This is a genomic window from Carboxylicivirga mesophila, assembly GCF_018271975.1.
GTDB classification, from domain to species: domain Bacteria; phylum Bacteroidota; class Bacteroidia; order Bacteroidales; family Marinilabiliaceae; genus Carboxylicivirga; species Carboxylicivirga mesophila.
Map to the genome: position 1 here is coordinate 1 of NZ_JAGUCN010000035.1, position 26,840 is coordinate 26,840.

At 41.3% G+C, this 26,840-nt stretch carries 14 protein-coding genes and 1 other RNA gene; 7 read left to right on the forward strand and 8 right to left on the reverse strand.

Annotation, left to right across the window (positions count from 1 at the left end; genetic code table 11):
* Positions 1-39: 39 nt before the first annotated feature.
* The 7 genes from KEM09_RS20430 (at position 40) to KEM09_RS20460 (ending at position 13,148) form a co-directional block, all read left to right on the forward strand.
* Complete coding sequence (locus KEM09_RS20430; RefSeq protein WP_212231437.1) at positions 40-5,841, forward strand: T9SS type B sorting domain-containing protein; 5,802 nt, start codon at positions 40-42, stop codon at positions 5,839-5,841.
* A gap of 68 nt (positions 5,842-5,909) precedes the next feature.
* Positions 5,910-6,842 carry a PorP/SprF family type IX secretion system membrane protein gene (locus KEM09_RS20435; protein ID WP_212192875.1) on the forward strand — a complete coding sequence of 311 codons (933 nt, stop codon included), beginning with the start codon at positions 5,910-5,912 and terminating at the stop codon, positions 6,840-6,842.
* A gap of 56 nt (positions 6,843-6,898) precedes the next feature.
* Entirely contained in the window at positions 6,899-8,926 is a 2,028-nt protein-coding gene (locus tag KEM09_RS20440) for an OmpA family protein (protein ID WP_212231439.1), read from the forward strand.
* 35 nt (positions 8,927-8,961) lie between these two features.
* Entirely contained in the window at positions 8,962-9,591 is a 630-nt protein-coding gene (locus tag KEM09_RS20445; RefSeq protein ID WP_212231441.1) for an SPOR domain-containing protein, read from the forward strand.
* Between the two features lie 21 nt (positions 9,592-9,612).
* Positions 9,613-9,983: RNase P RNA component class A (gene rnpB, locus KEM09_RS20450), an RNA gene on the forward strand.
* 23 nt (positions 9,984-10,006) lie between these two features.
* Positions 10,007-11,314 carry a YihY/virulence factor BrkB family protein gene (locus KEM09_RS20455; protein WP_212231443.1) on the forward strand — a complete coding sequence of 436 codons (1,308 nt, stop codon included), beginning with the start codon at positions 10,007-10,009 and terminating at the stop codon, positions 11,312-11,314.
* 466 nt (positions 11,315-11,780) lie between these two features.
* Entirely contained in the window at positions 11,781-13,148 is a 1,368-nt protein-coding gene (locus KEM09_RS20460) for an exonuclease domain-containing protein (RefSeq protein ID WP_212231464.1), read from the forward strand.
* 39 nt (positions 13,149-13,187) lie between these two features.
* On the opposite strand, the gene KEM09_RS20465 is transcribed toward KEM09_RS20460, so the two are convergent.
* The 8 genes from KEM09_RS20465 to KEM09_RS20500 all read right to left on the reverse strand — a co-directional run bounded on the left by KEM09_RS20465 (position 13,188) and on the right by KEM09_RS20500 (position 26,834).
* Positions 13,188-15,536, reverse strand: coding sequence for a glycoside hydrolase family 95 protein (locus tag KEM09_RS20465; protein ID WP_212231466.1), 2,349 nt, complete (start codon positions 15,534-15,536; stop codon positions 13,188-13,190).
* An 841-nt stretch (positions 15,537-16,377) separates the two neighbouring features.
* A complete protein-coding gene (aroC, locus tag KEM09_RS20470; protein ID WP_212231468.1) occupies positions 16,378-17,454 on the reverse strand; it encodes a chorismate synthase in 1,077 nt (358 codons plus the stop codon).
* 287 nt (positions 17,455-17,741) lie between these two features.
* On the reverse strand, positions 17,742-18,269 hold the full coding sequence (locus KEM09_RS20475; protein WP_212192868.1) for an FKBP-type peptidyl-prolyl cis-trans isomerase: 528 nt from the start codon (positions 18,267-18,269) through the stop codon (positions 17,742-17,744).
* A 292-nt stretch (positions 18,270-18,561) separates the two neighbouring features.
* Positions 18,562-21,177 carry a S8 family peptidase gene (locus KEM09_RS20480; RefSeq protein ID WP_212231470.1) on the reverse strand — a complete coding sequence of 872 codons (2,616 nt, stop codon included), beginning with the start codon at positions 21,175-21,177 and terminating at the stop codon, positions 18,562-18,564.
* Between the two features lie 226 nt (positions 21,178-21,403).
* Positions 21,404-22,552, reverse strand: a complete 1,149-nt coding sequence (locus KEM09_RS20485; RefSeq protein ID WP_212231472.1) for a hypothetical protein — start codon at positions 22,550-22,552, stop codon at positions 21,404-21,406.
* A 214-nt stretch (positions 22,553-22,766) separates the two neighbouring features.
* Positions 22,767-23,444 (reverse strand): LuxR C-terminal-related transcriptional regulator, encoded by a 678-nt coding sequence (locus tag KEM09_RS20490; RefSeq protein ID WP_212231474.1) that lies wholly within the window; start codon positions 23,442-23,444, stop codon positions 22,767-22,769.
* Between the two features lie 89 nt (positions 23,445-23,533).
* Positions 23,534-24,232 carry an epoxyqueuosine reductase gene (locus KEM09_RS20495; protein ID WP_212231475.1) on the reverse strand — a complete coding sequence of 233 codons (699 nt, stop codon included), beginning with the start codon at positions 24,230-24,232 and terminating at the stop codon, positions 23,534-23,536.
* Between the two features lie 154 nt (positions 24,233-24,386).
* Positions 24,387-26,834, reverse strand: coding sequence for a TonB-dependent receptor (locus tag KEM09_RS20500; protein ID WP_212231477.1), 2,448 nt, complete (start codon positions 26,832-26,834; stop codon positions 24,387-24,389).
* Positions 26,835-26,840 lie beyond the last annotated feature (6 nt).

Consider the following 26,840-nt stretch of genomic DNA (forward strand, 5'->3'; position numbering starts at 1 on the left):
TTAGGTGATGACATCTCATTATTAGGAAATCCGGCAGGCATGGCGGCTTATACATGGACCAATGCCGGAGGTACGGTTATTGGTAATACACGAGACGTAACCATCAGTTCTACACCTTATGGAACTGGTACGCATGTATTTACACTAACCGTAGAAGACAGTAATGGATGTACAGGAACAGCAACAACTAGTGTTGATGTTAATACCGTTGATGGAACTATCAGTGTTAGTGCTCCTTCTCCTGGTGTAACTACTGTTTGTGCAGGTACTCCAATTACCTTTAATGCAAGTGGTAATCTTGGATCTGGAAATTACTCCTATGAATTTCGTAGAATTCGTGGAGGGTTAGATGAAATTGTACAAGCTGATGGTGCCAGCGCAACTTATGTAGCGACTGGAGTGGATGCACCAGTGGATGGTGATCAGTTTTATGTTGTAGTTAATGATACTGACACAGGCTGTTCAGATGCATCAAGTTCAATTACTATCAATGTTGTTAGTAATCCTGTTCCAACATTAAGCATTACGAATAATGGTAGTTCATCAATTATTTGCGATGGTGAAGTGCTTGATTTCGAGGCAACACCTACTGGTTTTGCTCGTTATGTATTTGCGATTAATGGTAATCCGATACAAGACGGTGCTGGAAATACATTTAATTATAATGGTTTCAATGATGGTGATAAAATTAACGTTACTGCTTATACCGATCTTTCTGTAAGTGCTTGTTTCGGAACATCAAGTGATATAACCATTCAGGTGAATGCCCGACCAACTCCTTCTATTGATGGAGATAAAGTGGTTTGTGCGAATGATACTAAAACATATACAGCCAATGTAACTGGTTTAGGAAAAGGTAATTATACCTGGATAATCAGTGGAGGAACCCCAACTGGAGATTTGGACGATGAATCTGTGGAAGTTGTTTGGGATGGTGTTTTACCTTATTCTGTGACGCTTAATTATGTTAATGGTGATGGCTGTGAATCTTTAACGCCTGCATTTGAGATTATCACAGTTAACATTGTAACTGCTGGATTATCTGCTGACAAAACAAATATTTGTAGTGGTGAAGATGTCCTCTTTACAGCTACAGGAGGTGATACCTACGAATTCTTGGTAGATGGTAATACGGTACAAGGTCCTGACCCAAGTGATACTTATATTGCTTCAGGATTAACAGATGGTCAGTTAGTTACCGTTCGTGCTATTGATGCAACTGGTTGTGAAGATACTCATGTTGGAATAACAATTACAGTAAATCCGTTACCGACAGCTGTTATTTCCAGTTCGGATGCTGATAATACAATTTGTGAAGGTGATGAGGTTACTTTCACCGGTTCTGGTGGCGATTTGTACGAATTCTTTATTAATGGAACAAGTGTTGGAGCTGCGTCTGCTGCAAATACTTACGTGACAAATACTCTTGTTGATGGTGATCGTGTAAGCGTCAACGTGACTAACACAACTACAACTTGTTCTCAAATGTCAGCAGAACTTGTTCATACTGTTAACTCGCTTCCAACAGCAGGTATTTCTGCTGATACTGGTCCTAATATTATTACAGGAACTGATGTCACATTTACTGCTACCGGTGGAGTGCAGTATGAGTTCTTCAGAAATGCTGTCTCTGTTCAGGGGCCTAATGCAAGTGATACCTATGGACCAGTCAATGATTTAGTTGATGGTGATGTAATTTCGGTTGTCGTTTACAATGCTAATGATTGTATGGCAACAGCTAGTATAACAATGAGTGTTGTTGATGGAATTACTCCTTATGATCTATTATCATCTGCTACAGAATATTGTGAAGATGAGTCTGGTGTAAGTCTTTATCTGGCAACACCTCAGGCTGGTGTGTCATATCGACTTATAAGAACATCTGATGATCAGGTTATTAATCCAATAATATTGTTTGACGGTACGAATACAGTTAGGTGGGATGATGTAACTGTACCTGCAGCTCTTACAACTGAAGAGTTCAGAGTAGAAGGTTTTTATCCGTCTGTTCCAGGTTCAGAGATCGAGATGAATAATCGTGTCACAATTACCAGAAATAATTTACCAAGTGTATTTAGCATTCTGCCAACTGGTACCGTGACTGGTTGTGGCGGAGGTGCAGGTCATGAAGTAAAACTCGAAAATTCAGAAACTGGTGTCAGCTATCAGTTAATGCTAGATGGTGGAAACATTGGTACCCCTGTTGTTGGTAATACCGGCAATGAAATTACATTTGGTTTCCAAACAATTTTTGGAGAGTATACCATTATGGCGACTAATTCAACTACAGGATGTAGTAGTTTGATGAGTAATACATTTAACATTGATCCTGATGGGACTTATACAAGTTTTGAAGTTAGTGGAGATGGTAATTTCTGTGTAGGAGCTGCAGGTGCTAATGTTATATTAGAAGGATCTGAAGTAGGAGTTGAGTATCGTGTTATCAGAGACGGTATTGAAATTGGCGACACCTGGATTGGTGATGGTTCTGCACATACATTTGGACCATACACAATAGAAGGAAGCTATAGCGTGGTTGTTAATACCGCAACAGGCTGTAAGTTTTCAATGAATGGTGCGGTTAATGTTATCGAAGTGGCACTACCAAAATCATATGATTTAGAGGCTACAAATAATGCACATTTTTGTTCTGGAGATATGGTAACTATCACAATATCAGGCCAGCAAAATGGTGTTGATTATGAATTATTCCATAACGATATTTCTGTTGGAATTGTTACGGGTACAATAGATGATGATACAGCGCCGTTAACTTTAGGTGATTATGGTGTTGCAGGAACTTATCGTGTAGAAGCACGTACGATCGGTGTAGTTTGTTCTGCACCAATGAATAATGAGCTGATTCTTATTGAAGATAACTTGCCGACAGTTTACAATGTTACAACTGATGGTGATTACTGTACAGGAGGAACTACCTTCTTGCACCTAGATGGTTCTGAGTCAGATGTTCAGTACAGATGGGAGAGAGAAGGCGACTCAGTTACTGGCCCTTGGGTTGATGGTAATGGTGGAGTTCTGGACTTTGAAATTACTGGTACTGATACCTATTACATCGTCGCTATGCGCAAAGATGGAGTGACTTCTTGTACAAGTGAAATGGCTCCGCGTATTGCAATTACCGAGAAGGTTTATGCTGACTTAACAAAGGTGTTAAGTATCAAGCCAGGAACAGGCCTGGATTGTAATAATGGTGCAGTAGTTATTGTAGAAGCTTCAGAAACAGGTGTAGTTTATGAGTTAGTTAAATCCGGTGTTAGAACAGGAAATATTGTTACAGGTGATGGTAATGATGTAGAGTTTCCAACACCTGTTCTCGATATTGCTGCCACATATGTGGTATATGCCGATAAAAATGGTTGTGAACAAACATTAATTAATACGATATATATTGATGTGCCTGGCGCAATGACTCAATATGCTGTCACTGGAAGTGGAGATATTTGTAATGGTGATCCGGGTCAGCAGTTTGGTGTAGCATATGGGGATAATGGTGTAAACTATACTCTTTATTTAGCGGATGCTCCTGGTAGTTCAACTGGAACTGCCCAGCAAACAGTGGCAGGTAGCAATGCACCTATTACATTTGATCTTGTCAATAATCCAGGCGAATATTATGTAATGGGCGACGATGGAGCAGGTTGTGAAATAGAAATGCTTAATCGCGAAACCTTAATTGTACACCCACTCCCAATAGCTTATCAGATTTCGGGTTCCGGTAAATACTGTTCTACAGAAGCAGGTGCATATATTAGACTGGAAAATTCTGAAGTTGGCGTTGAATATATTGTACAAATGGGCGGCATCCAACAAGGTACAAGAGTTAGTGGCTCTGGAGCCGAATTGACATTTGGTCCGTTTAGTACTGCTGGTGTATATTCTGTTGTGGCGTATAACAGGACAACGTTATGTACATCCAATATGAATGGTGAAGTAACCATTGGTATTGATGCTGATATCGTAAATTATGATATAGTTAATACTGAGTTGTCATACTGTGAAGCTGAAGGTGGAATCGATATTACACTCGAAGGTCAGCAAGATGGAGTAACATACCAGGTGTTTAACCTTGCAATGGAACTTCAGGCCGAAGTTGTTGGAGATGCCTCAGGTGGCCAATTAAGTCTTGGTTTAATGCCTGAAGGTACCTATACAATTATTGCATCATACGGTGGTGACGGCTGTGTTACACAAATGAATAGTGGAAATGCTGTTGTAATAACTTCTAATTCTAGTCCGTTACCATTTAATGTTGTAACAACCGAGTTTGTTAATATATGCCAGGGTACAACCATTGATATTGAGTTGGACGGAAGTGAAGCTACACGCGTTTACAATGTAGTTGATGAATTAAGTAATGTTGTTGCAACTGCTACAGGAGATGGTAATCCATTAACAATTCCAATACTTTGCGATGAAATTGGAGATAATCTATATGAGGTTATTGCGTTAGGTACGCCTACATGTGATCTTGTGTTAGACATAGTTCGTATAGCTGTTAAAGATGCACCTTTACAACCGGTTGTAGAACCAACCATAGATATGAACTATTGTTGGGATGCTGAAGGTGTTAAAGTATCGCTTACTGCAGTTGAGGCGGGTATTGATTACTACATCGTTGATAAGGCAACGGGTAGCAGAATTAGTTTCTTATCTGGTGATGCTGGTGTTCTTGAATTTAAGGAATCAGTGCTAGCTGGTACTTATTATGTAACCGCAAAATCATTCGACAGTGGTTGTGATATTAATAGCCTTGATTTTACAGTGAATGCCTATTCTGAAATTCAACAATTTAGGATGCAGGTCGGTACATCTGCCGGTGGTTATGAAACCATTGAAGATGGCGAAATCGGAACAGGTTCTATTAATCTGGATCTAATTGGACTGGAATTATCTACTGTAGGAGTAAGATATACCTTACTACGCAATAATCTACCTTATTCGCCCGATTATGTGCTTGATAGTGGAACAGGTAATCCATTCCAATACCCTAATGCGCTTCCTGTAGGTGGTATGTATACTATTCTTGCAGAAGAAAACGGATGTTCACGATTAATGGCAGGTAGCGTTAATATCTTTGAAAAGCCATTGGAAGCAATTGATGATATTTTACCGGTAACCTATGGGCAAAATGTTGCTGATACCAACGTTTGGTTTAATGATATAAGCCTTTCGTCTATTGATATTAATGTTGGTCCATCCAAGAATATCTACTTTAAGTTATTAGGTTGTGATGAAGAGATTGATTTAGATGAGCTCGTGCCTTGGGATTCAGAAGCTTCTCTTCCAAAGCATACTTTAGATAGAAATGGTAATGACATGAACCTTGTTGAAATGTATGTGGATGGTACAGTCGTATTTACTAAATTACCAAGTTTCTATGGACGAGATTCCATTGATTATGTGGTTTATAATACTGATTACCTTGGTTCAAACCGTTACGATAGAGGAAGGATTTATTTCTTTGCAGGAAACATCAATCAGGCAGAGGATGAACTACTGATACCTAATGCATTTTCGCCTAATGGAGATGGTTTCAATGATGAATTTGTAATTAGTCAGTTTAAATCAGAACCTACAGAATCAAAATTAGAGGTGTTTAACCGCTGGGGGACGCTCGTTTATCGCTCTAAAGGTAAAAAGTATACAGATAACTTCTGGGACGGTAAATCAAATGCTGGCATGGTATCATTAGGTGAAGATTTACCAAGTGGAACGTACTTTTACATATTTAAAGTTGATATAAGTGTTGTTGACGAAGACACTGGAAGTTCAAAAACTGTGTCTAAAGAATACACTGGTTTTATTGAACTAAGACGATAAAGAGTTTATTTGTTCCTACCTTGCTTAGACAGGGTGAATAATTAGGACTAATGATAAAATTTAAACACATGAAATATCTACTGCCTATATTACTACTGATTGCCTTACCGGTGATAGTTAGTGGTCAGGATCAGGCTCAGTACAATCATTATATAAGCAACCAAGGTATTTTAAATCCAGCTTATAATGGTACCAGAGATGTCATTAGTGGTTTAATTGTTAGCCGTAATCAATGGCTAGGCATGAGTGATGCACCTATGAATCAGGCTATCAATGTTCATGGCCCCATTGAAGACACTAATCTTGGAGTTGGTGTTGTGTTAGAGAATGATAGACTTGGATTCTCTAATAATTTCAATTTTATGGCTGCTGGTTCATACAAGTTACAGATGGGCCGAAGGGATTTTCTTGCCCTAGGCTTACAACTAGGTGTAACATCAAATGTATATGATGGTACAAAGGCAATTACCCAGGATTATGGTGATCCGGTATTTGATGGCAAGCAATCATTAATTGGATTTAATTTTGGAATTGGAGCCTATTATTACGCTGAGAATTACTTTGCAGGATTCTCTATACCAAGGTTTTTTAGACCTGATTTTGATGAAGCAAATGAAAACGATGGCAAATTCAAGAATACAGTAAGTTTTAAAGATATTCACTCGTATTGGTATGGTGGGTACATATTTGACTGGGGCGATGTAAAAGTGAAGCCTACAGCCTTAATTAGAACGGTTGTTGGTGCACCTTTAACGTTTGACCTTAGCTGTAATGTCTTGTTAAATGAACGTATTTGGTTAGGAGCAGGCTATAGAAGTATCTCTGAAATGGTTCTGCTGAGTGAGTTTATCATTAACCGACAATGGACGGTTCGTTACTCATTTGATTATTCATTATCTAAGTTAGGTAAGTATGGACAATATGGTTCACACGAAATAGGATTACAATTTGATTTCTCTTTTAACAAAAGAGCAGGAATGCGTTCAATTAGGTACTTCTAGGATTAGTTGTACCGTGAATAGTTAAGGAAAAGAATTTTGGATTAAATAATTGACCAATGAAACCTAATTCTCGAATATCACTTCTTCTTTTGATGCTTCTGTTCGTGGCTTCTGCATTCGCACAGCGCTCAGAATTGAAGAAGGCACAGGAGTTTTTAGCTAACGAGGAATATTACAGAGCATTAGAGTACTATACACTTGCTGGTGAAAAAGGTGCACAGTTTAACACGCAGGTTAAGATTGAAATAGCGCGTTGCTATTTTAATCAGAAGAATGTAACTGAAGCACTCAATCGCTATGACGAGGTACAGGATAACTTAACCGGTCAGGACATAGTTAATTTTGCATCTTGTTGGCATCAGGAAGGTGGTTTTGAGTTAGCCATTGAATGGTACGAGAAGGCCAAAAGTCAAGGGGCTAATCCGATAGATATGGATGACCTCATTAAAGCTTGTAAATGGGCGATGGAAAATGGTTCATTTAATCGTGATGTGGTGGTTAACCCGGCAAGTCTTTTAGTTGGTGATCAATCATTTGGTATTCAATACTATGAAGATGGAGTGGTGTATTCTGCCGAGAAGCAGGGAAGAAGCAAGGAAGTTGACCGTTCTGGTAAAGGCTTCTTAAACCTGGCATTTTCCAAGTTAGTGGAGGGTGAAATACAGGAAGGAAGTCATTCGTTCTCTAAAAACCTTGAATCGGATTATCATGTGGGTGCAACTGCTTTTACAAGCGATTATAGCCGCATATTTTATACCAAACCAGTTCGAATTAAAGGTGGCGACAGTCGTTTAAAGATATTTACATCGGTGTTTGATGGGGAAGATTGGGTAGATGAGCGTGAGCTTAGCATTAACTCCGATGATTACAACACTGCCTATCCGGCTATATCTCCCGATAATAAGTATATCTATTATTCATCCACCCAAAGTGGTGGGTTTGGAGGTAAAGACCTGTATCGGGCCGAAATTAAGCCCTCTGGTACTGTTGGTAAAGGAGAAAATCTGAAAAGTGTAATTAATACCTTTGGCGATGAAGAGTGGCCTTACATCGATAAGGACGGTAACCTCTACTTTGCATCCAATGGTCACCTGGGTTTTGGTGGATTAGATGTTTTTAAAGCTGAAAAGCAAGGTGATGGTTTTGGTGAACCAGTCAACCTGCGTCAACCAATTAACAGTGGTAAAGATGATTTTGGTTATGTACTTGATCCTACAGATCCAACCCGCGGTTTCCTTTCATCCAATCGTTTAGGAAGCGGTAGTACCGACGCGGTGTTTACAATAGCGCCACCAATGGAGGAGGAAGAGGATGATGATGCACCTCCAATCTTTGGTCTTGATGAAGTTCCTGTGGTTGATATGCAGGAGGAAGCACCGGTTGAAACAACACCGGTTGTTGTGCCTGCAGTTGACTTGTCGATGTTTCCTGCCAGCCTGCAAACCAAAATTACTTCAACGTTCAATGGTGTTGTTATACCAGGTGTTACTGTTGAAATACGAGATGCCAATGATGGCACCCTGATAGCTTCTGGTGTAAGTGGAGATGATGGACGAGTGGCCATTATTATTCCTGATGAATATAAGAAGGAGGATCAGGAATTTGAAATTAAATTTTCAAAAGGCGATGAATTTAACTCAAAACGGATGATCGTTAATATTATGGAAGTGGAGGACATCAATAATAATGGTTTAAGCCTGACACCCATTTTCAAGGATGATGTGCTGGACGATATAGGAATGATGATAATTCCTTACGAAGGCAACGAGATAACAAAAGAAGGTTTAGCAGTCTTAGACGAACTAGCAACATATTTATCATTAAATCCTAATATTGTTGTGAAGTTAAATGGTCATACCGAAGCAAAAGGCAATCGCTATAATAACCTGAATATATCTCAGAGTATTGCAGAAAAAGCTGAACAAATATTGATTAGCAAAGGTATTAATGATGAACAGATGATACCTAGAGGCTATGGTGAGCGTTATTTGAAGAATAAATGTAAGCGCGGTGTTTACTGTTCGGATAGTGAGCATCTCATAAATCGCCGAATTGAAGTTGTTGTATGGCGTATGCTGAAATAACAGAAGTAATGTGTAACGGTAATAGTGTGTCAAAAATGAAACTTAAATACCTTATAGTAGCTGTTTTTATGCTTGCATCAGTAGGCATTAGTAAAGCTGATAAACTGGATGCCCTTCGTACAAATAAGAAGATTATTAGGATGTCGGAAGCACAGGCACCTTACTTTGCTATTCAGATTATTGCTTTGGCAAAGGCTCCGCAAATGCCTTCATTTTTTAAGAATGTGGATGTGGCGCGCGAATACCCTTGCAGTGACGGTTTTTTACGTTTCTGTGTAGGACAGTACGATAGCTATGATGCTGCCAAAGCCGCCATACCTGATGTAAAAGCGCTTGGGTATGATCAGGCTTTTGTAGTCAATACACGCGAATATGCCATTGGAAGCGGTTCACCATTGGGCACTCTAAAGTCAGGACAAAAAATTGACCCCAATAAGACGTATACCGTGCAATTAAGTGCATTTCGTTTTCCTGTATACCTGAGTCATTTTAAAAATATTGATGATGTAATGGAATTCAGGATGAAAGATAAGATATTTCGTTATACTACAGGTACTTTCAAGGGCGATGTGGCCGAGCAGGAATTAAATCGCATAAAGGCCTTAGGCTATAAAGATGCTCACTTGGTTGAACTGGATAAGTACATGCCATTTAAGATTGAATAATTTATTGTAGTTTTGTAAGCGATAGCAAGCCGGTCTATCGCTGCAGTCATAAGGCTGGAGAGGAAAGTCTGGGCAATGCAGAGCACCGTGCTTCTGAACAGGAAGATGCTCGTGAGGGTATAGTAACGTAGCAGAAAATAACCGCCTTCGGGTAAGGGTGAAAAGGTGAGGTAAGAGCTCACCAGCAGGTTAGGTAACTAGGCTGGCTGTACGTCTGACGGATTGCAAGACCATGTATATCACAATTCCATTTTGGAGCAAGGCTGCTCGTTTTGTTTCGTAAGAAGTTGTGAGGGGTAGGTCGCTGGAAATAGCAGGTGACTGCTATTGTAGATAAATGATAGACGCTCCTTCGGGAGAGACAGGACCCGGCTTACAGGCTTGCTATTTTTTTCTTTCCTTAAAACACTGCCTTATGAAAGAACGTTTAGCCCGCATAATTCACTTCATTAACGAAGAAATTTGGAGAATAACAGCTGATGATACCACTAAACGTCAGTTTTTCCTGATACGTGCCATTCGGATATTAAACATTTCGATTAAAGGTTTTATTAATGATAAATGCCAGCTAAAAGCATCGGCATTAACCTTTTATTCGCTACTGTCAGTTGTGCCGGTGGCCGCACTAGCCTTCGGTATTGCCAAGGGATTTGGTTTAGACAATAAATTACAGGATATATTAACAGCGAAGCTAGAAGGACAGGAAGAAGTATTGGCATTTGTGTCCAACTTTGCGTTAAACTACCTTGAACGCACTCCGGGGGGCGAAGTAGCCGGTATTGGCTTGGTCGTACTTTTCTGGTCGGTTATGAAAGTGTTTGGCAATATTGAGCACTCATTTAATGATATATGGGAAGTTAAGCACGCCCGCTCGTTTATTCGTAAGTTTAGCGATTATATTTCGCTGATGCTGATAGCCATTATTTTCATGTTGTCGAGCAGTGGTATGGTTGTTATTGTCAGCAAACATTTAAGAGATTTAGGGTTCGAGAATAGTGGTTTATCCAGTCTTATTTATGTATCGTCCTACCTACTCGTATGGATTGTTTTCACCTTACTCATGTATATTATGCCTAATACAAGGGTGAAATTTAGAGCAGCGCTTTTTGGTGGAATTATTTCGGGCTCATTATTCCAACTGTTGCAATATGGCTATGTACATTTCCAAAGTTCGGTAACCAGCTATAATGCCATCTATGGTAGCTTTGCTGCGCTACCATTTTTTCTGATTTGGCTGCAATCAAGCTGGCTCATTGTTTTATTAGGTGCCGAGCTGTCATTTGCTTTTCAAAATGCCGACAGTTATGAGTTTGACGCAGATACCAGGCGGGTGAGTTATGCCTATAAACGGCATATTATATTAATGGTTGCATCATACGTTATAAAGCGATTTGAAAGGGGCAAAACGCCGCCCAATAACATGGATTTGTCTAATGAATTAAAACTTCCGATACGCCTGATTAATGAAGTAGTATATGAATTGGTGATAAGTAAGGTGTTTTCAGAAGTGATTAATGATGATGAGAAGGAAACCTACTATCAGCCGGCATTGGATATAAATAAACTAACCGTTACAAAAGTAATTAAGATGGTCGAGGCGAAGGGTAGTCGTGATTTGCACTTCGAGGAAACCAGCCACTTGCATAACCTTGATGATATCCTCTCGGAATTTGATGAATTACTGGAGAAGAGTAAGCGAAATATTCTGCTGAAAGAACTTTAAAGATATTGATGAAAGATAACTTCTGGCAAGGCTCCGGGACAATACGAAATAGAAAAGGCGATAGCTGTAAAACAGTTATCGCCTTTTTATAAGGACCGCATCACCCGGGATTATTTAAACTCCTGAAAACAGGATTTGAGTGCATGTAATTATCGATAATCCTCCGTACTACAAGTAGTAACCACAAGGTCGAGGCCCGCTCTTTAAAAACATAGCGTCACTCGGTGTTTTTTTAGTGTTGAGTTTAACAATCTAAATACGACTGATGCGGAATGTCTTTGTCAATGATCGTACAACAAATATAGCTTTTAAAAGCTCTACATCCAAGAAAATACAAGGGTTTTAGCGCAATTGAGATGGAATGGGTTGATTAATAAAAAATTAAAATGTGTACTTTTACCAATACTTTAACAAAAGCAACAAAGGTAATTTGAAATAAGTGTAGTTTAAGAGCGATAGTTAGTGCATGTACGTCATAGTAGATATTGAAACAACCGGGGGGAATATGAAGAATGGCAAAATAACGGAAATTGCTATTTACCGTTATGATGGTCAACAAGTGGTGGATGAGTTTGTGAGCCTGGTAAATCCCGAATCTTATATTCCACCGTTTATCACCTCATTAACAGGTATTACCAATGAAATGGTTGAATCGGCACCACCATTTTATCAAATAGCCAAAGATATAGTGGAGATATGCAAAGGCGCTGTATTTGTGGCGCATAATGCTGCCTTTGACTATAATTTTATTAAAGAAGAGTTTCGTCATCTGGGCTACAGTTTTGAGATGCCAACTATTTGCACGGTTAAACTGGCTCGTCAGTTGTTACCCGGCCATGCTTCGTATAGCTTAGGGAAGATATGCCCAGAGTTAGGCATTGGCAATGAAGCCCGACATCGTGCAGCGGGCGATGCACTGGCAACCGTTAAGCTGTTCGAAATACTACTGGATAAGAATAATGGACTAATCAATCCGGAAGATCCGTATAAGACCTTCTCAGCTGATGGTTTACATCATCAGATGAGCGTTGAGCAAATAAAGGCCTTGCCCGCTCAAACCGGAGTGTATTACATGCACAACGAGCAAGGTGAACTTATCTATATTGGTAAGAGCAAAAACATCCGAAGTCGCATTATCACACACTTGGGCAATCCTCGATCGAAGAAAGGGATAGAAATGAAGCAAAATGCGGCCGATATAAGCTGTTTTATCACCGGCAGCGAATTAGTTGCCCTCCTGAAGGAGTCAGAGGAAATTAAGCTGGAGAAACCACGTTATAACCGGGCTCAGCGACGCTCCAAAAGCAAAATAGGCTTGTATCATTATACCGATCGTAATGGTTACCTGCGGTTGACACTTAAACCCAATAGCGGGGTTGATATTCCCAGTGCCACCTTTGATACGATACAGGAAGGCCGCGAACGCCTGTTTCAATGGATTGAGGAGTACGAACTGTGTCAGCAGTTATGTGGCCTTTATGATGGAAAGCATGGTTGTTTTCAATATCAGCTTAAGACCTGTAAAGGTGCCTGCGTAGGGGAGGAGTCGGATTTGAATTATAATAGACGTGTACAGGCGTTGCTTCAGAAACTATCCTATGGGCATTCTAATCTTGTAATTCTCGACAAAGGACGAAACGATTCGGAGATGGCGGTAGTAGTTGTGGAAAATGGTCGTTACCTTGGCTGGGGCTTTATTGGAGAGGATGCATGTATAGAGTCGCCCGAACAGTTTAAAGAGCACATCACTTTCTGCCATGATAATGGGGATACCCGCAGCATTATTTCTAATTATATTCGCCAAAAAAAGTATAAGAAGCTGATTCCGTATTAAAATAAAAGGCAGGAACTTCTAAATCCCTGCCTTAACTTTTTATTTTCTGTATTGGTATGGTTGATTGGGTTGCAGGTGAATCGTATGTGTTTCACCATTTACCATGATATCAGTGTCACATTCGTTTTCAGAGATGAGTTCAGCTGATATTACTTCACCATTGGTCCACACGATATTGACAGTAACACCTCCTCTTGCTTTTAAACCGCTAACCGAGCCACTTTCCCAAACTTTCGGTAATGCTGGAAGTAACCGTATGAGATTGTTTTCATGTGATTGAATAAGCATCTCTGCCACACCGGCTGTATAACCAAAATTACCATCAATCTGGAAAGGGGGATGCGCATCAAACAGGTTGATGAACAATGATCTTTTAAATAGCTCCAGTATATGCTGATGGGCCATATCGCCATCTAATAGTCGGGCACTACAGTTAATTAACCATGCTCGGCTCCAGCCGGTGCCGGCGCCACCGTTTGCCAGGCGATGCTCCAGCGTGCGCCTGACTGCCTGCAATAGTTCAGGTGTCTCGCTGGCAGTAACGGCTGTGCCAGGATGAAATCCATAAAGATGCGACATGTGGCGGTGCCCTGGTTCTACTTCTTTATAGGCACGATCCCACTCCATAATCAGGCCTCGGTCATCTAAAGCAAAGCCAGGACGTAGCTGTTCTCGTTGTTGCGCTATCTTTTCTGTAAAGGCATTGTTGATATTCAGAGTGGCACAAGCCTGCAGATAGTTATCAAAAACCTCGGCTATTACCTGCTGATCCATAGCCGAACCTAGGCAAGTGGCCACAGGCTGCCCGTTTTGATCATAGAAACGATTTTCGGGCGAAGTGGACGGAGCCGACACCAGGTAGCCATCTCTCGAGTCTTCAATCAGCCAGTCGCTATAAAACCTGGCCACTTGTTCTATGGCTGGGAAGGCGGTGTTTTTTAAAAAAATGGTATCCTTTGTAAATAAATAATGCTGCCAGTAATGTTGCATCATCCAGCCACCTGCACCCATTGAACATCCCCAATAGGCTGTAGGAGCACGTAGCCAGGTAGGCGCCCATAAGTCGGTGGCATGTGGCAGAAAAGCTCCCTGACAACCAAAGTTCTTTTGGGCTGTTAACTGACCATTCTCCACCAGCTTATCTACATAGTTAAACAAGGGCTGATTGAGTTCATCAAGGTTGGTGACATTGGCAGGCCAATAGTTCATCTGCAGGTTAATATTTAGGTGGTAATCGCTATTCCAGGGGGCTTCTATATGTTCGTTCCACAGGCCTTGCAGGTTGGCCGGGTTGGTGCCCGGGCGCGATGAACTGATCAACAGGTAGCGACCATAATTAAAAAGCATGGCCTCCAAACCGGCATCGCTTTGGCCGTCTTTAACACGTTTGATGCGTGCATCAGTGGGTATACTGTCCAGCATTTCGCCGCTAAGTTGCAAGTCAACGCGTTGGTAGAGCTGCTGAAAATCAGCAATATGCGTTTGCTCCAGCTGCTGAGGCGACAGACTGAGTGCTTGTTGCAGCTGTTTGTTGTTTTGTGCCGCATAATCATCATGATAGAATGACGAGTTAGCTACCAGGTAAATAACAGCGTTTTTAACGCCTTGCAATGTTATGGAATTCCCGGTGGTAGTAAGTTGACCATCGTGGTTTTCGATATGCAAAAGCGTTTGGAATTTCACGCCATGGTTGATGGGGGCTGGCTGGGAGTCAAAAGCACCACCATGCTGTGTAACTTCACCTTCCATCAATAAGCGCTTGTTGCCCTCGGTATAGCTTTTTGCTGTTGTGTGACCTTTATCATCGGGTCTGCTCAGTCGTATCGTTCCATTAATGCCATTGGGCGCTTCACTCTCTAGTTCAATCACCATCACCTGGTGAGGCGCCGAGACATACGCTTTTTGACTAAATTGGTAGCCGTTTGCTTTGTAAGTGGTGGTTGCAATGGCCGTATTTATGTCCAGCTCACGCCGGTAATCACTGATGTTGTCATGTTTGAAATCAAGCCATAAATCACCCATCGTCTGGTGCGAGCGAACAACTGATTTTCGTGAGAACTTATCGACAAACATGGCATCTGCTTCCTGATGCTTGCCCTCAAATAGTAGTTGACGAATGGCCTGAAGGTCTTCTGCCTGGCCTGCGGGTTCATCCCAGCCTAAATCAGCCGGCCACATCGAATCTTCATTCAGTTGTATGCGTTCGGTATCAGTTTTACCAAATACCATGGCGCCCAGGCGCCCATTGCCTATGGGTAAGGCCTGGTTCCAGTTTTCGGCAGCTTGTTGATACCATAAAACATGATTGGTGGCTTTATTGGTTGTTTGCTGGCAAGAGCAGATGGCTGAAAGGCCAATGATAAAAAGAAACAGGTGTAGTTTTTTCATTATTTTGAAAGGATATGAGGTGAATTATATGATTAGCCTCAAATATACCAAATCATTGTTGTCCGGGCATTATGTTTGTACATTCAGCTACCTCTTTATTATCATTCTAACCAGTCAGGTTCATAGGAGACCTAATTTTCTCCTCTGCTGGTTAATCTGGAAGCCAATATTTCGTGTACTTATACCGGGAAAGTGTAAAAAACGGATACACCGTGTATTTACCAGTTCTTTTGTTGGGCGACCCGATACACCGTGTACTTTGCTCCCCAGGTATTAAAACTGGCCGATACACCGTGTATTTGGTTGTTTTACTCTTCAGACAAGCCGATACACCGTGTATCGGGTCCGCTGAGTCCTAAAATGTCGAAATACACGCTGTATTTGCTCCACCAAGTCTAAAAATGCAAAATACACTTTGTATTTGCTTCGTCAAGTCCTAAAATGATGGATACACCGTGTATCGACGCTATTTTTAAATTTTGCCGGATACACCGTGTATCGGCAATTAATGTGAATCAATAGTTAAAATATACTTAACATAAACAGTCAATTCATATCAGGGTTGTGTTTTCTCACCATATTCATAATCCCGCGCTTCGCACGGGGCTATTATTGTTAATGTCCTACGGACATTTTTATATCCCGAAGGGATTTATTTTTAATAACCATGGGTGCAACCCATGGTATATTAATACATTACAAACAGAGCCACGGAGTGGGTTCAACTACTGATTTGCACAATTAATAGATTATCACTTGATATATTTAAAAAAACGATGCGAATCAGCATATGAAAAATGCCAACCCGCAAGGATTGGCATCTGACTCTTATAGTGTTTTATTATCTGTACATCTTATTCACCAAAATATGATCAGCTATAGTGATGGCAGCCATGGCCTCCACAATTGGCACTGCGCGCGGCAACACACAAGGATCGTGGCGCCCTTTGGTGGTTGATGTTATTTCTTCTCCATTACGGTTCACCGTGTGCTGCTCCATAAGAATGGTGGCAATGGGCTTAAAGGCTACATTGAAATAGATGTCTTCACCATTGCTGATACCCCCCTGGATACCGCCAGAGCGATTGGTTTTAGTTCTTACCCGGTCGCCTTCCATATAAAATTCATCATTGTGCTCCGAGCCTTTTAAATCAGTCGCTCCAAAGCCTAACCCGTATTCGAAACCTTTCACGGCATTGATGGACAACATGGCCTGGCCCAGAGTAGCGTGGAGTTTATTAAAAACCGGGTCGCCCAGTCCAACGGGTGCATTCTTAATAACGCAGCTGATGATGCCGCCCACCGAATCTTTGCTTTTTCTGACCTCATCGATATAGTTAATCATCTTATCGGCTATGGTGGTATCGGGGCATCGTACAATGTTATTCTCTGTATTGGCTAAATCAAGCTCCTCATAGGACTTATCCAATTGTATGGGTCCTACCTTTGATGTAAATGCCTGAATGGTGATACCCTGTTGTTGTAGCATCAATTTGGCAATGGCACCTGCCACTACACGGGCAATGGTTTCGCGTGCAGAGGAGCGACCGCCTCCACGGTAATCGCGTATCCCATATTTGCTCTGGTAGGTATAGTCGGCATGCGAAGGGCGATACACATCGGCAATGTTACCATAGTCTTTGGAGCGCTGGTCTTTGTTCCAGATGACAAAGGCAATAGGGGTACCGGTTGCCTTGCCCTCAAAGATGCCTGATAAAAATTCCACTTTATCTTCTTCGTTGCGAGGTGTGGTAATGGCTGACTGGCCCGGGCGACGACGATCTAATTCGCTCTGAATAAAGTCCTCATCAATAAGCGTGTTGGGCAGTACACCTTCAATGATACCACCAACTGCTTTTCCGTGCGACTCACCAAAAGAAGTGAGCTTAAATAGGGTGCCAAATGAATTTGCAGACATATATCGGTTTATATTTATAGATTATTAGAAAATGAAGCGTAAAAATAGTTGTTTATAAGCTATTGCCCAAGACAATTAATGAATATCATTGTGAGGGGGCAAATGTGCCAGAATAGCATCTAGGGGCTGGATTCTACTATGAATAAGTTTAATATTAACTCTCTGTCTATATTAGCCTGCAATCGAATAGAAATAATTTTTCCAAAGTTTCAAACTTTGATGAAGGGGGGGTAAATAAAAAAGGGAAGTGTTTAACACCTCCCTCGTATATAGCTTGTAATTGATTATTAACCACAAGAGCAACCACCGCCGCAGCCACCTGAACCGCAACCTGTACCGCATGATTCTACCAGTTCATCCTCAGTAGCTTCACGTACCTCAAGTACTTCGCCTTTAAAGAACAGGTTATCACCAGCCAGTGGGTGGTTAAAGTCCATTTTAACTTTTTCGTCACCTACTTCAAGTACCAAACCATTAAGGCGGTTACCGTGTGCATCCTGCATAGGTACGTGGTTACCAATTGTTAGAAGATTCTCATCAATTTGTCCTTCTACTTCGAAAATGTTCTTTGGAATCTCAACAATAGCATTGGGGTTCACTTCGCCATAAGCTTCAGCGGCTTTTAACTCAAAATCAAAAGCAGATCCTTTAGCTAAGCCTTCCAACTTGTTTTCGAACATTTCCAGCATTTTACCGGCACCAAATACAAAACCTAGAGGAGCTTCGGCTTCTGTCTTTTCAATCACTTCTCCTTCTGCACCGTTGGTACGCAATTCGTAGGAAAGGGTAACAAATTTATTTCTTCCTATTTCCATTTTATAAAATTTAGTATTGTAATAATTTCATTTTTATGGCTTGCCGTTATTCTACAGCAAGCATGCCAAATAGTTACATATTGCTTTAAATATTTGGCCTTTCATGCAAAAAACTTGCAAAGTAAACCAGTTTTTTTCGAACCTTGCAAGTAATCGTACTAAAAAGACAGCAGACACGAAAAAAAGTTCAATTCTATGTTCAAAATTTTAGACTATTTGAAAGTACTCGGGTCATCAGGCATTTTTTACAATGTTGATGATTTATATTTTCAGAAGTAATATATGGCCTGGACTACCTGGCTAAGCTGGCGTTAAATACTTTGCACGTAATATTAGTATGCTTGCTACTCAGCCGGACAATATATATGCCGGTATCTAAAGGTGGAAGAATCGTACTTGCTACACCTTCTGACAGATGAAAAATACCCTGGTGCAAGCATCTGCCTGTCATATCAAGAAGTTGCCAGCTACAGGGGTTGTCTTGGGAATTATCGATTGAAACGCTTAATGTATTGCCGTTTAAGGAGATGTTGGCTTTAGTAACCTGTTTGTGTATCAGTGTGGGAACAAAACTGCTAATATAGATTTCATCAATGGCGGCGCCCATTCCGTGCTGATAGAAGTCGTTGTAATAAAAACCTATCTGGGTATTTGGTCCGGCCGCTTCATCGGGTAGGGTGAAACTGGCCTGCATCCATTTGGACGATGCTTCAGGCTGCCCGGCTTTTATCCATTCATCATCGCCAACTTGTCGGTATACTATATGCAGCTCATCAATAACATCATAAATGCCTGTAACAAATACGTATTTAAAGTTAACGGTTATATTGGTATGATCTTCCAGGTTAATGGGGGGAGACGCAGCAACATCGGTCACATGCGAATGCCATTTGTTGATCCCTGAGTCTATCCATATAAACTGGCTGGTGTTCTCCTCCAGATTGAGGTAATAGGATGTGAGAGAATCCTTGTTACCTAATCGCCAACCATCCAGTTCCTGCTTAATTTGCCATTTATTTAATCCATCTTCGAAATTGGTATAGTAAGGTGTTGAAACTGCTTGTTGGGGGGTGAATGATACCGTGTTGGACGGAAGACTGTATGAGTCATCCTGGTATTTGGCCTTAACATAGCATGTGTAGGTGCAATCATTTAGTAAATTATTCAGAATAACGGTTGTGTCGTTACTTTGGATGATGGACTCATCATCAATATATACCTCATAACTTTGAGGTAAACTGGTGGGAGGTGACCAGAATAATTGTGCTCTGGCATCACCAATTCTATACTTTAAATTAACAGGTGGCAATAAGTCTTCATTGGCAGTACATTCATTTATAACGAGGCTAAACGCTTGTTGGTCTCCTTCAATAATGGCATTGCCACTTACTGTTATTAGGTAGTCACCCGGCACAGGATTTTGGATATGTACCTGTTCAACATTATCAAGCCGGTTTATACCTTTGCTTGCAGCCTGACCTGGTACATCAGGATTAAGCACCCATGGTAGGTACATGTTTGGTTCTGTTGGTTTTTCGATGTGTAGATCAAGATCATTAATTAAACAAAGAACTGGTAATGTTTCTTCAATTTGACCTGGTGGATCGGTCCAGCAAAGGGTGACCTTTAACTCATTCTGGTTATCGTCAATATGTATATGGTAACTAATGGTTTGCTGGTTAGCAATACTACCTTCGTGAATGATGGCACCACCCGATATATAGTTGTTGTGCAGGCAAGTGGCAGCTTTAAAAGCGTTGAGTAAACCCCAGCCATACTGGTAATCAGGCCCTGGAGAGGGGCCGCACTCATCAGCAGTGTTTATAAGTATGGCTTTTATCGTGGATGATAGTAATGGCACACCAGGTTGTAATTGTTGTTGCAGATCAGAAAGTAAGGCAATGGCACCGGTAGCTGAGGCAGCTGCCATTGAAGTGCCTGAGTAGGTCTCGTAGGCGTCAGTGGCATCATTCACTGGTGAAAAGACTGATTCACCGTTACAGACTAAATCGGGTTTAATACGTCCATCATTACTTGGACCACAAGAACTAAAGGCGGAGAGTGTGACTGCATCAGCCGATGCATATCCTTCGGGTAAATCCATCACAGAACCAATCACCAGGTTGTTTTTAGCCACTGCCTTGGGTGTCAGGCAATCATAACCATCGGGGCCGCCATCTATATCTCTGATTGCTGCACTCTCTTGCCAGCCATCGTTCCAGTAATAGTGTGTAACAGGCTGTACAGTTGGGCCCTCATTACGATCGTTGCCTGCTGATTTTACCATTAAATAATAGGGCGCCAGGTGAGCAATATGATCAATGTGCCAGGCTGTTGAGTTATACAGGCCAAAAGCCACATCTACTGAGCTATTCAAGCTAATGTCGCCATACCAAAACCAGCACTCTGAGTCGCTATTGTATTTCCACCCGCATACCGTTCCATATGAATGATTGGAGAGTCTCAGGTTTTCGGATGCTGCCAGCGCCATTTCTGCAATGTCATTGCTAAAGTCATAGGCAAAAAAAGTAACCTGGTTAGCCAGTCCTCTGCTTAATGGATTTACACCTTCAGCGCCTATGGTACCAGCAATGTGGGTCGAATGTGCCAACAGAAAGGGAGGTGTATCGCGCTGCCATATCCTGTTAGTGTTGCTGAATTCCTGATGTTGTTGATAAACGGCTCCGCCATCCCACAAGCCCAATTGAGTATGTGAGCCATCTAGCTGCATTGGCAGGTAAGGATAGCTCCATAGCAAGTCGGCCGATATGGTTGCTGCGGCATTTGTATTGTGGGTGGCCACATACACAGGACGCTTGTTTTTAACCATCTCCAATGATTGGATGCCTCCATTATCAATCACTATTGTCAGAGGCAGGGAGTAGCGTTTTGCAAATTGTTCAGCCATTTGTCTTTGATGCTTATGGGCCCATTGCCTCTGCGTGGCAAATTCTCTTAAGCGTATTTGTTGTGTTTTAGGGTGATAGACAATACTCTCCTGGGCATGCAAAAAGGAGGTTACGATGAAGAAGGATAATAGGAAAGTAACGGGCCGCATCAGCTAAGAGGTTATTGAGTAAAAAAAGGCCAACCAAGGTGATATTGATTGGCCAAATTGCAGGTTTTAGACGTGTTTATTCTTCATTTTGCTCTTTAACCCAGATAATATTACTGTCGCCATGAACGTACTCTAATATTTGATTGCAGTCATCAGCAAATTGGGCAAAGCCACCAATATTAGTTGTTTTAAACCAGTTATGTTCCGAGTGATAGGTGAAGCTGGGCTGTGTGCCATAACCAAATCCAGGAATTGAGGATTCGAAAATGTCCCAAACGCTTAGAACTTCTATTGGTTCAGTATTGTACGCGCCATTCCATACAAGGAATCCCAGTTCAATATCTCTCCACATGTTGCGATCATAGCTGGTGAAAATTGAGAAATCGAAATAAAGATTGTTTAAATCATCTTCTATTGCATTTAGACCAATCAGGTTTTTAAAGCTATGGATGTACCTCACTTTATCAACACTAACGGTGCCTGTTTTATCATTGGCTGCAGCTAAACAACCGGCGGCAACGTGCATCCATGGTTCCTGCCAATTGTAAAAGAAATCATGCAGATGATTCAGGTTGAGTTCAGCACATATATCACAAATGCCACTGAAACCTTCGTTTTCCATCATGTTCTGGTACAGAGCCATATTTTCACGTGGTGAGTCAACTGTTTTTTCTGTGCCATCGGGGCGTAAGCCATACAGACGTCCGCAGAAATCAAGTCTGATGGTAGTAGGGTCAGCTTCAGATAAACCTCTCAGAGCCTCCCTGATAGCTTGATCCATAACTCTTTGTGGTGACCGGAATATGCTGGTTCTGCCAAACTCTACTTCCATGGGACCTACGCCATCGTAGGCTTTCTTTTCATCACCATCCATGTAAAAATTCAGTTCCACTTCGCCCTCATCGTTTACCGCGCAAACATATTGTACACCTTCCAGTGTGCCATCATCTGTTAGCGGCACTCCATCTACAAAGGCCAGAGGTTGAACAAAACCGTCATCGGTATAAACCGGTAGTCCATCGGCATCGCGCAGAATATAAAGCAAGTCGCCGTATAGTGTGCCTAAATCGGTGCTACCACCATTGCCACGTTTACCATACTCGGGGCCAACATCAGTAGGGCGGTCTGAATCCAAGTTGTCAACACGTCCTCCCCATCTTTCACATCCAATCAGGCTAATTGCCAGTAACATAATTCCAAAGGAAATTTTTTTGATTGATTTCATAGCATAAAATTTAATGTTAAGTCTGTTGCTTTGTGTATGGCCGTAACTAAGCAAAGCACTGCATTAGTTAACTGCCAACGTCAATGATTATGCGAAATCATATGAGTAGTTAGGAGTAGTAAAGTTATTGTCAGTTGTAGGTGGATTCAATACTTATAGAAATGAAATTGACTACCTGAAATACAAACCTTTTTACACATCTGACAATATATGTCTACCCAAAGTGTGGAGAGGTACATCTTTTGTTTTGGCAACCAACGCAGAACTGCTCATCCGGAGTTTGCAGCAATCCTTCGCGGCAGGCATACCTTAGCAGCCCAAGGTAATTTTTCGAACCAAATTTACGCATGATATTTTTGCGGTGCGTTCGAACTGTTGCATCACTAATGTGCATCTGGCGTGCTATATTTGAAGTGCTCTTGAAGCATACCAGGCCAACTAAAACTTCTTTTTCCCGCGTGGTTAAGGTGTTTTTGTCAGATTGGTTATATAGGCGTTTGGATAATGATTCGGCTATTGGTGCACAAAAGTACTTTTTGCCCTGATGCACGTTTTTAATGGCTTCATACAGGTTGGCTTTACCACAGGTTTTAAGCACAAAGCCATCCAACCCTTTAACCAGCAGTAAATCAATAAACTCATTATCCAGATGATAGCCAATGACAATGACCTGAAGTTTGTTCTTTTTTAGGTTGATAACCTGGTTTACCAGCTCAGCATTAGGGTAGGTGGCCTCGAGTAGCACAATATCTTTAAACCGGTGATTAAGCGATGCTATATGATCAACTTTCAGTACATGGCTAAGATGAAATAAATCCTCCCGGCGGAGTAAAGCATTTAGGGAATCAGCCCAAAGTAGGTGGTTGTATATTATGCTAATATTAATCGCCATATCATATTATTGATTAAAATTACAATCAAATAATATAAATATCCAGCATCAATTAGCTTAATGTCAAATGTTTTAGTATTGATTAGAACTTAATGGGTTATACGGCTCATGCTATATGCATTCGTATAAGGACATTGCACCATGCATTGTAAGCAGGTGGTGCAATGGTTGATATGAATCAATTGGTCACGTTTTGTTGCAGTACTCCAAGTCCGGCCTTTTAAGGCTCTTGTGCAGCAGATTTCTTGGCAAATGGTGCATTTGCCACATTGAGAAGGCTCTAAATCAAAAATATCAGTGTTAAGTGGCGCGTTGGTAAGCACTGAACACATGCTTATGGCACCACCATAATCTAGCGTAATCAACAGGTTATTCTTACCTATCCAACCCAAGCCGGACATAACTGCCAATGTTTTATGGGGAAGTGGCGTGGTTTGTGTGGTTGAATTATAAAGGCCAGCTTTTTCCAGGTTTGCTTCTGATTGTGAAAAACTACTATACCCTGCCTCTTGCAATAGAATACTTAATTCATCTGCCAACTTATCGGTATAAATCTCAGTATTGTGGAACTCATCCTGTTTTAGAGTTTTAGTTTTTTTTATTTGTGCCACATAGCTAGTGTTTTTAGCTACTTTTTTGATATACGCAGCGCTTAAAGCGATACCAAAGATGATAGCAGAAGAGTAACCTTGCGTTTGTTGACCATTAAGTGATTGAAGGTTAATGAAGCGAATAAATGAAGCGCCTTTATCGTTTAAAAAGTTGGTTATTTGATTATTTGCAGGCATGTATCCGGATGAAGGCGCAGCTATGAGTATTTATAACTCAAAGTTAATATTCTAATTAGAATGTAAGAATAATGCCCGACTGATTTAGAAATGATCTCAAGAAAAAGGAAGGTGCCAGACCTTCCTTTGATGTAATTATTGAAACTAAAAAAATCTAGAATTCATCTTCCATTCCTCCGCCTCCGTTATTGCCGTTACGTCCACGTTTCTGTACAAAATTGTTCAGACGATAACTCAATGTAACGGATAACATCGGGTAATCAGGAATCATTTCCTGGTAGCTGTATGAGTTGGGGTTGTCAATAATAGATATGCGTCGAGAAGTGCCCAGTACATTTCGCGCCTGTACAACAGCCGAAAGTTTACGATCCATAAAATCCATACGAACCGCAGCATTCATGTAGTAGTTCGATTTGTTTTCTCCCTGAGCTGTTACTGTTGGGCTATCGTAAGTACCGTCAATCTGTAGTTTTATATTTTTCTTAAGAGCAAATGAATTGTTAACTCTTGAGCTCCAGTTAAAAGATGAACGGTTTTGACTGGCATCATAATAGTTTTCAATACGATAATCATATAAATTACCCATGACATTCATTTCCCACCACTTAGCCAGGGTGATGTTTAGCATTGTTTCAACACCTAATGAGTAGTCTTTACCGATATTATCATAGGTGCGTAGCCATATTTCACCATTTTCATCATAAGGCATCTGTATGCCTTGTATCTTATCGTTTGTAATGCGGTAGTAACCTTCAAGCGACAACGAAATCTTCTTCCATTCCTTCAGATATCCCAGTTCAAAGGCATCAATGTATTCGGGTGCCAAATCAGGATTACCACGGCGTACATTGTACTGATCGGTCCATGTGATAAATGGCTCCAGGTACCAGCCACGCGGACGATCAATACGACGCGAATAGCTGGCCATTATCTGATTGTCGGCAGGCAGTTGGTACGATAGGTGTATGGTTGGGAAAAAGTCCCAGCGATCAATCACATAGGTTTCACTTACAGGAATTGCTTCTGTGGCGTCGGCCAATTCCTTCATCTGATATTCAAATTCTGTTTTTCGGTCAGTGTATTCAGCACGCAGTCCCAATTGGTAGCCAAAGTCATTAAGCTTTCCCTTATATACTGAATAGAGTCCGTAAATATTACGATCCAGTTCGGTATAATTTTGAAGGGTATCATTCGGTACAAAGCCACCTTGTGCCACATCCCAGTTATATACTTTTGTAACATCATCACCTAAGCTCATTCGCCCCTGAAAACCTGCTTCGAACAGGTCATCTTCACCAATTGGTTTGCTATAGTCCAGTCTTAATTCCCAACGGTTGCTCGGGCCAACCTCAGTGGTGCGCGTACCATCAACTATACTGTTGCTTTGCGAGCGGAAGTTCTCTGAGTACTCATCACCATCATAACCGCGTGAATTTAACTGGGCAGACAGTTCATGGCCCTTTTGTGCAAACCGATGCAGGTAGTTGGCGGTAATTGAATAGTACATACCAGACCTTTTTGATTCATTGATACTGCGGTAAACCTGATTATCAATATTGGGTATTTGCTCAAAGTAATTTAAATCTGATGTGCTTTGCATGTTAAATTTACCAACCCGGGCTTCAATACTGAAGTTATCGCGCTTGGATATATCCCAGTCGAATCCTCCACGCATACCGCCGCCGTAAAACTTTCTTTCACTGTCGCCATCGGCTTCAATGATGGTGGTACCATTTTCATTTTCTGTTTCTCTGCGGGTATACATTGTGCCGGTTCGCGGGCGGTTATTGTAATCGGCACCTAAAGTGAAGTTCACTTTTTCTTTACGCCAGTTTAGCAGGAAGTCAGCGCCATACATATCAAAGTTACCACCTTTAACATTTACAAGGCCTTGCACACCAGGTGTGCGGTTTCTTTTAGTAATGATGTTGATGATACCGCCGGTACCATCGGGTTGGTACTTGGCTGAAGGATTGGTGATGATTTCAATGTTTTGAATGGTAGATGCCGGAGTTTGACGTAAAACATCACTGGCATCCAGTACTGTTGGTTTGCCATCAATTAACACGGTAATACCTGTACTGCCTCGCAGCGATACATTTCCTTCGATATCAACCTTGATAGAAGGAACATTTTCCAGAACTTCAACAGCTGATAAGGACGCTGATGTCATTTGTTCGCCTACCGATACAACCTTCTTGTCGATTTGGAATTCTACTGATTGGCGCTGTGCAACTACCTCTACTTCATCAAGTGACTGGCTGGATGAGCCAAGGGTGATAGTACCCAGGTCTATCATGTCGCGGCCACCATCCACAGTAATGTCGTCGTAGCGCTTATTTTCATAGCCCAAAAATGATACAATGATGTAAAAATTACCTTCTTTCAGGCCTTTAATCTTAAAACTACCATCCTGTTCGCTGATGGTGCCGGTTACTACACTGTCGTCATCAGCATTGTAGATGGCCACAGTAGCATATTCAACCGGTACTTTCGATTTACCATCGAAAACCTTTCCTTTTACAATTCCATCTTTCTCGGGCGAATTTGCCCATGCCGAGAGTGTCATTGTTAATCCTAATAAGAGGGTTAAAATCTTCACGTTTAC

Bases quoted from the DNA above. Each gene is read 5' to 3' on its own strand.
- KEM09_RS20485 (WP_212231472.1), bottom strand. From the start codon at position 22,552: ATGAAATCAATCAAAAAAATTTCCTTTGGAATTATGTTACTGGCAATT.
- KEM09_RS20465 (WP_212231466.1), bottom strand. From the start codon at position 15,536: ATGAAAAAACTACACCTGTTTCTTTTTATCATTGGCCTTTCAGCCATC.
- KEM09_RS20460 (WP_212231464.1), top strand. From the start codon at position 11,781: ATGTACGTCATAGTAGATATTGAAACAACCGGGGGGAATATGAAGAAT.
- KEM09_RS20445 (WP_212231441.1), top strand. From the start codon at position 8,962: ATGAAACTTAAATACCTTATAGTAGCTGTTTTTATGCTTGCATCAGTA.
- aroC (WP_212231468.1), bottom strand. From the start codon at position 17,454: ATGTCTGCAAATTCATTTGGCACCCTATTTAAGCTCACTTCTTTTGGT.
- KEM09_RS20480 (WP_212231470.1), bottom strand. From the start codon at position 21,177: ATGGCTGAACAATTTGCAAAACGCTACTCCCTGCCTCTGACAATAGTG.
- KEM09_RS20495 (WP_212231475.1), bottom strand. From the start codon at position 24,232: ATGCCTGCAAATAATCAAATAACCAACTTTTTAAACGATAAAGGCGCT.
- KEM09_RS20440 (WP_212231439.1), top strand. From the start codon at position 6,899: ATGAAACCTAATTCTCGAATATCACTTCTTCTTTTGATGCTTCTGTTC.
- KEM09_RS20430 (WP_212231437.1), top strand. From the start codon at position 40: ATGGCGGCTTATACATGGACCAATGCCGGAGGTACGGTTATTGGTAAT.
- KEM09_RS20490 (WP_212231474.1), bottom strand. From the start codon at position 23,444: ATGGCGATTAATATTAGCATAATATACAACCACCTACTTTGGGCTGAT.
- KEM09_RS20475 (WP_212192868.1), bottom strand. From the start codon at position 18,269: ATGGAAATAGGAAGAAATAAATTTGTTACCCTTTCCTACGAATTGCGT.
- KEM09_RS20455 (WP_212231443.1), top strand. From the start codon at position 10,007: ATGAAAGAACGTTTAGCCCGCATAATTCACTTCATTAACGAAGAAATT.
- KEM09_RS20435 (WP_212192875.1), top strand. From the start codon at position 5,910: ATGAAATATCTACTGCCTATATTACTACTGATTGCCTTACCGGTGATA.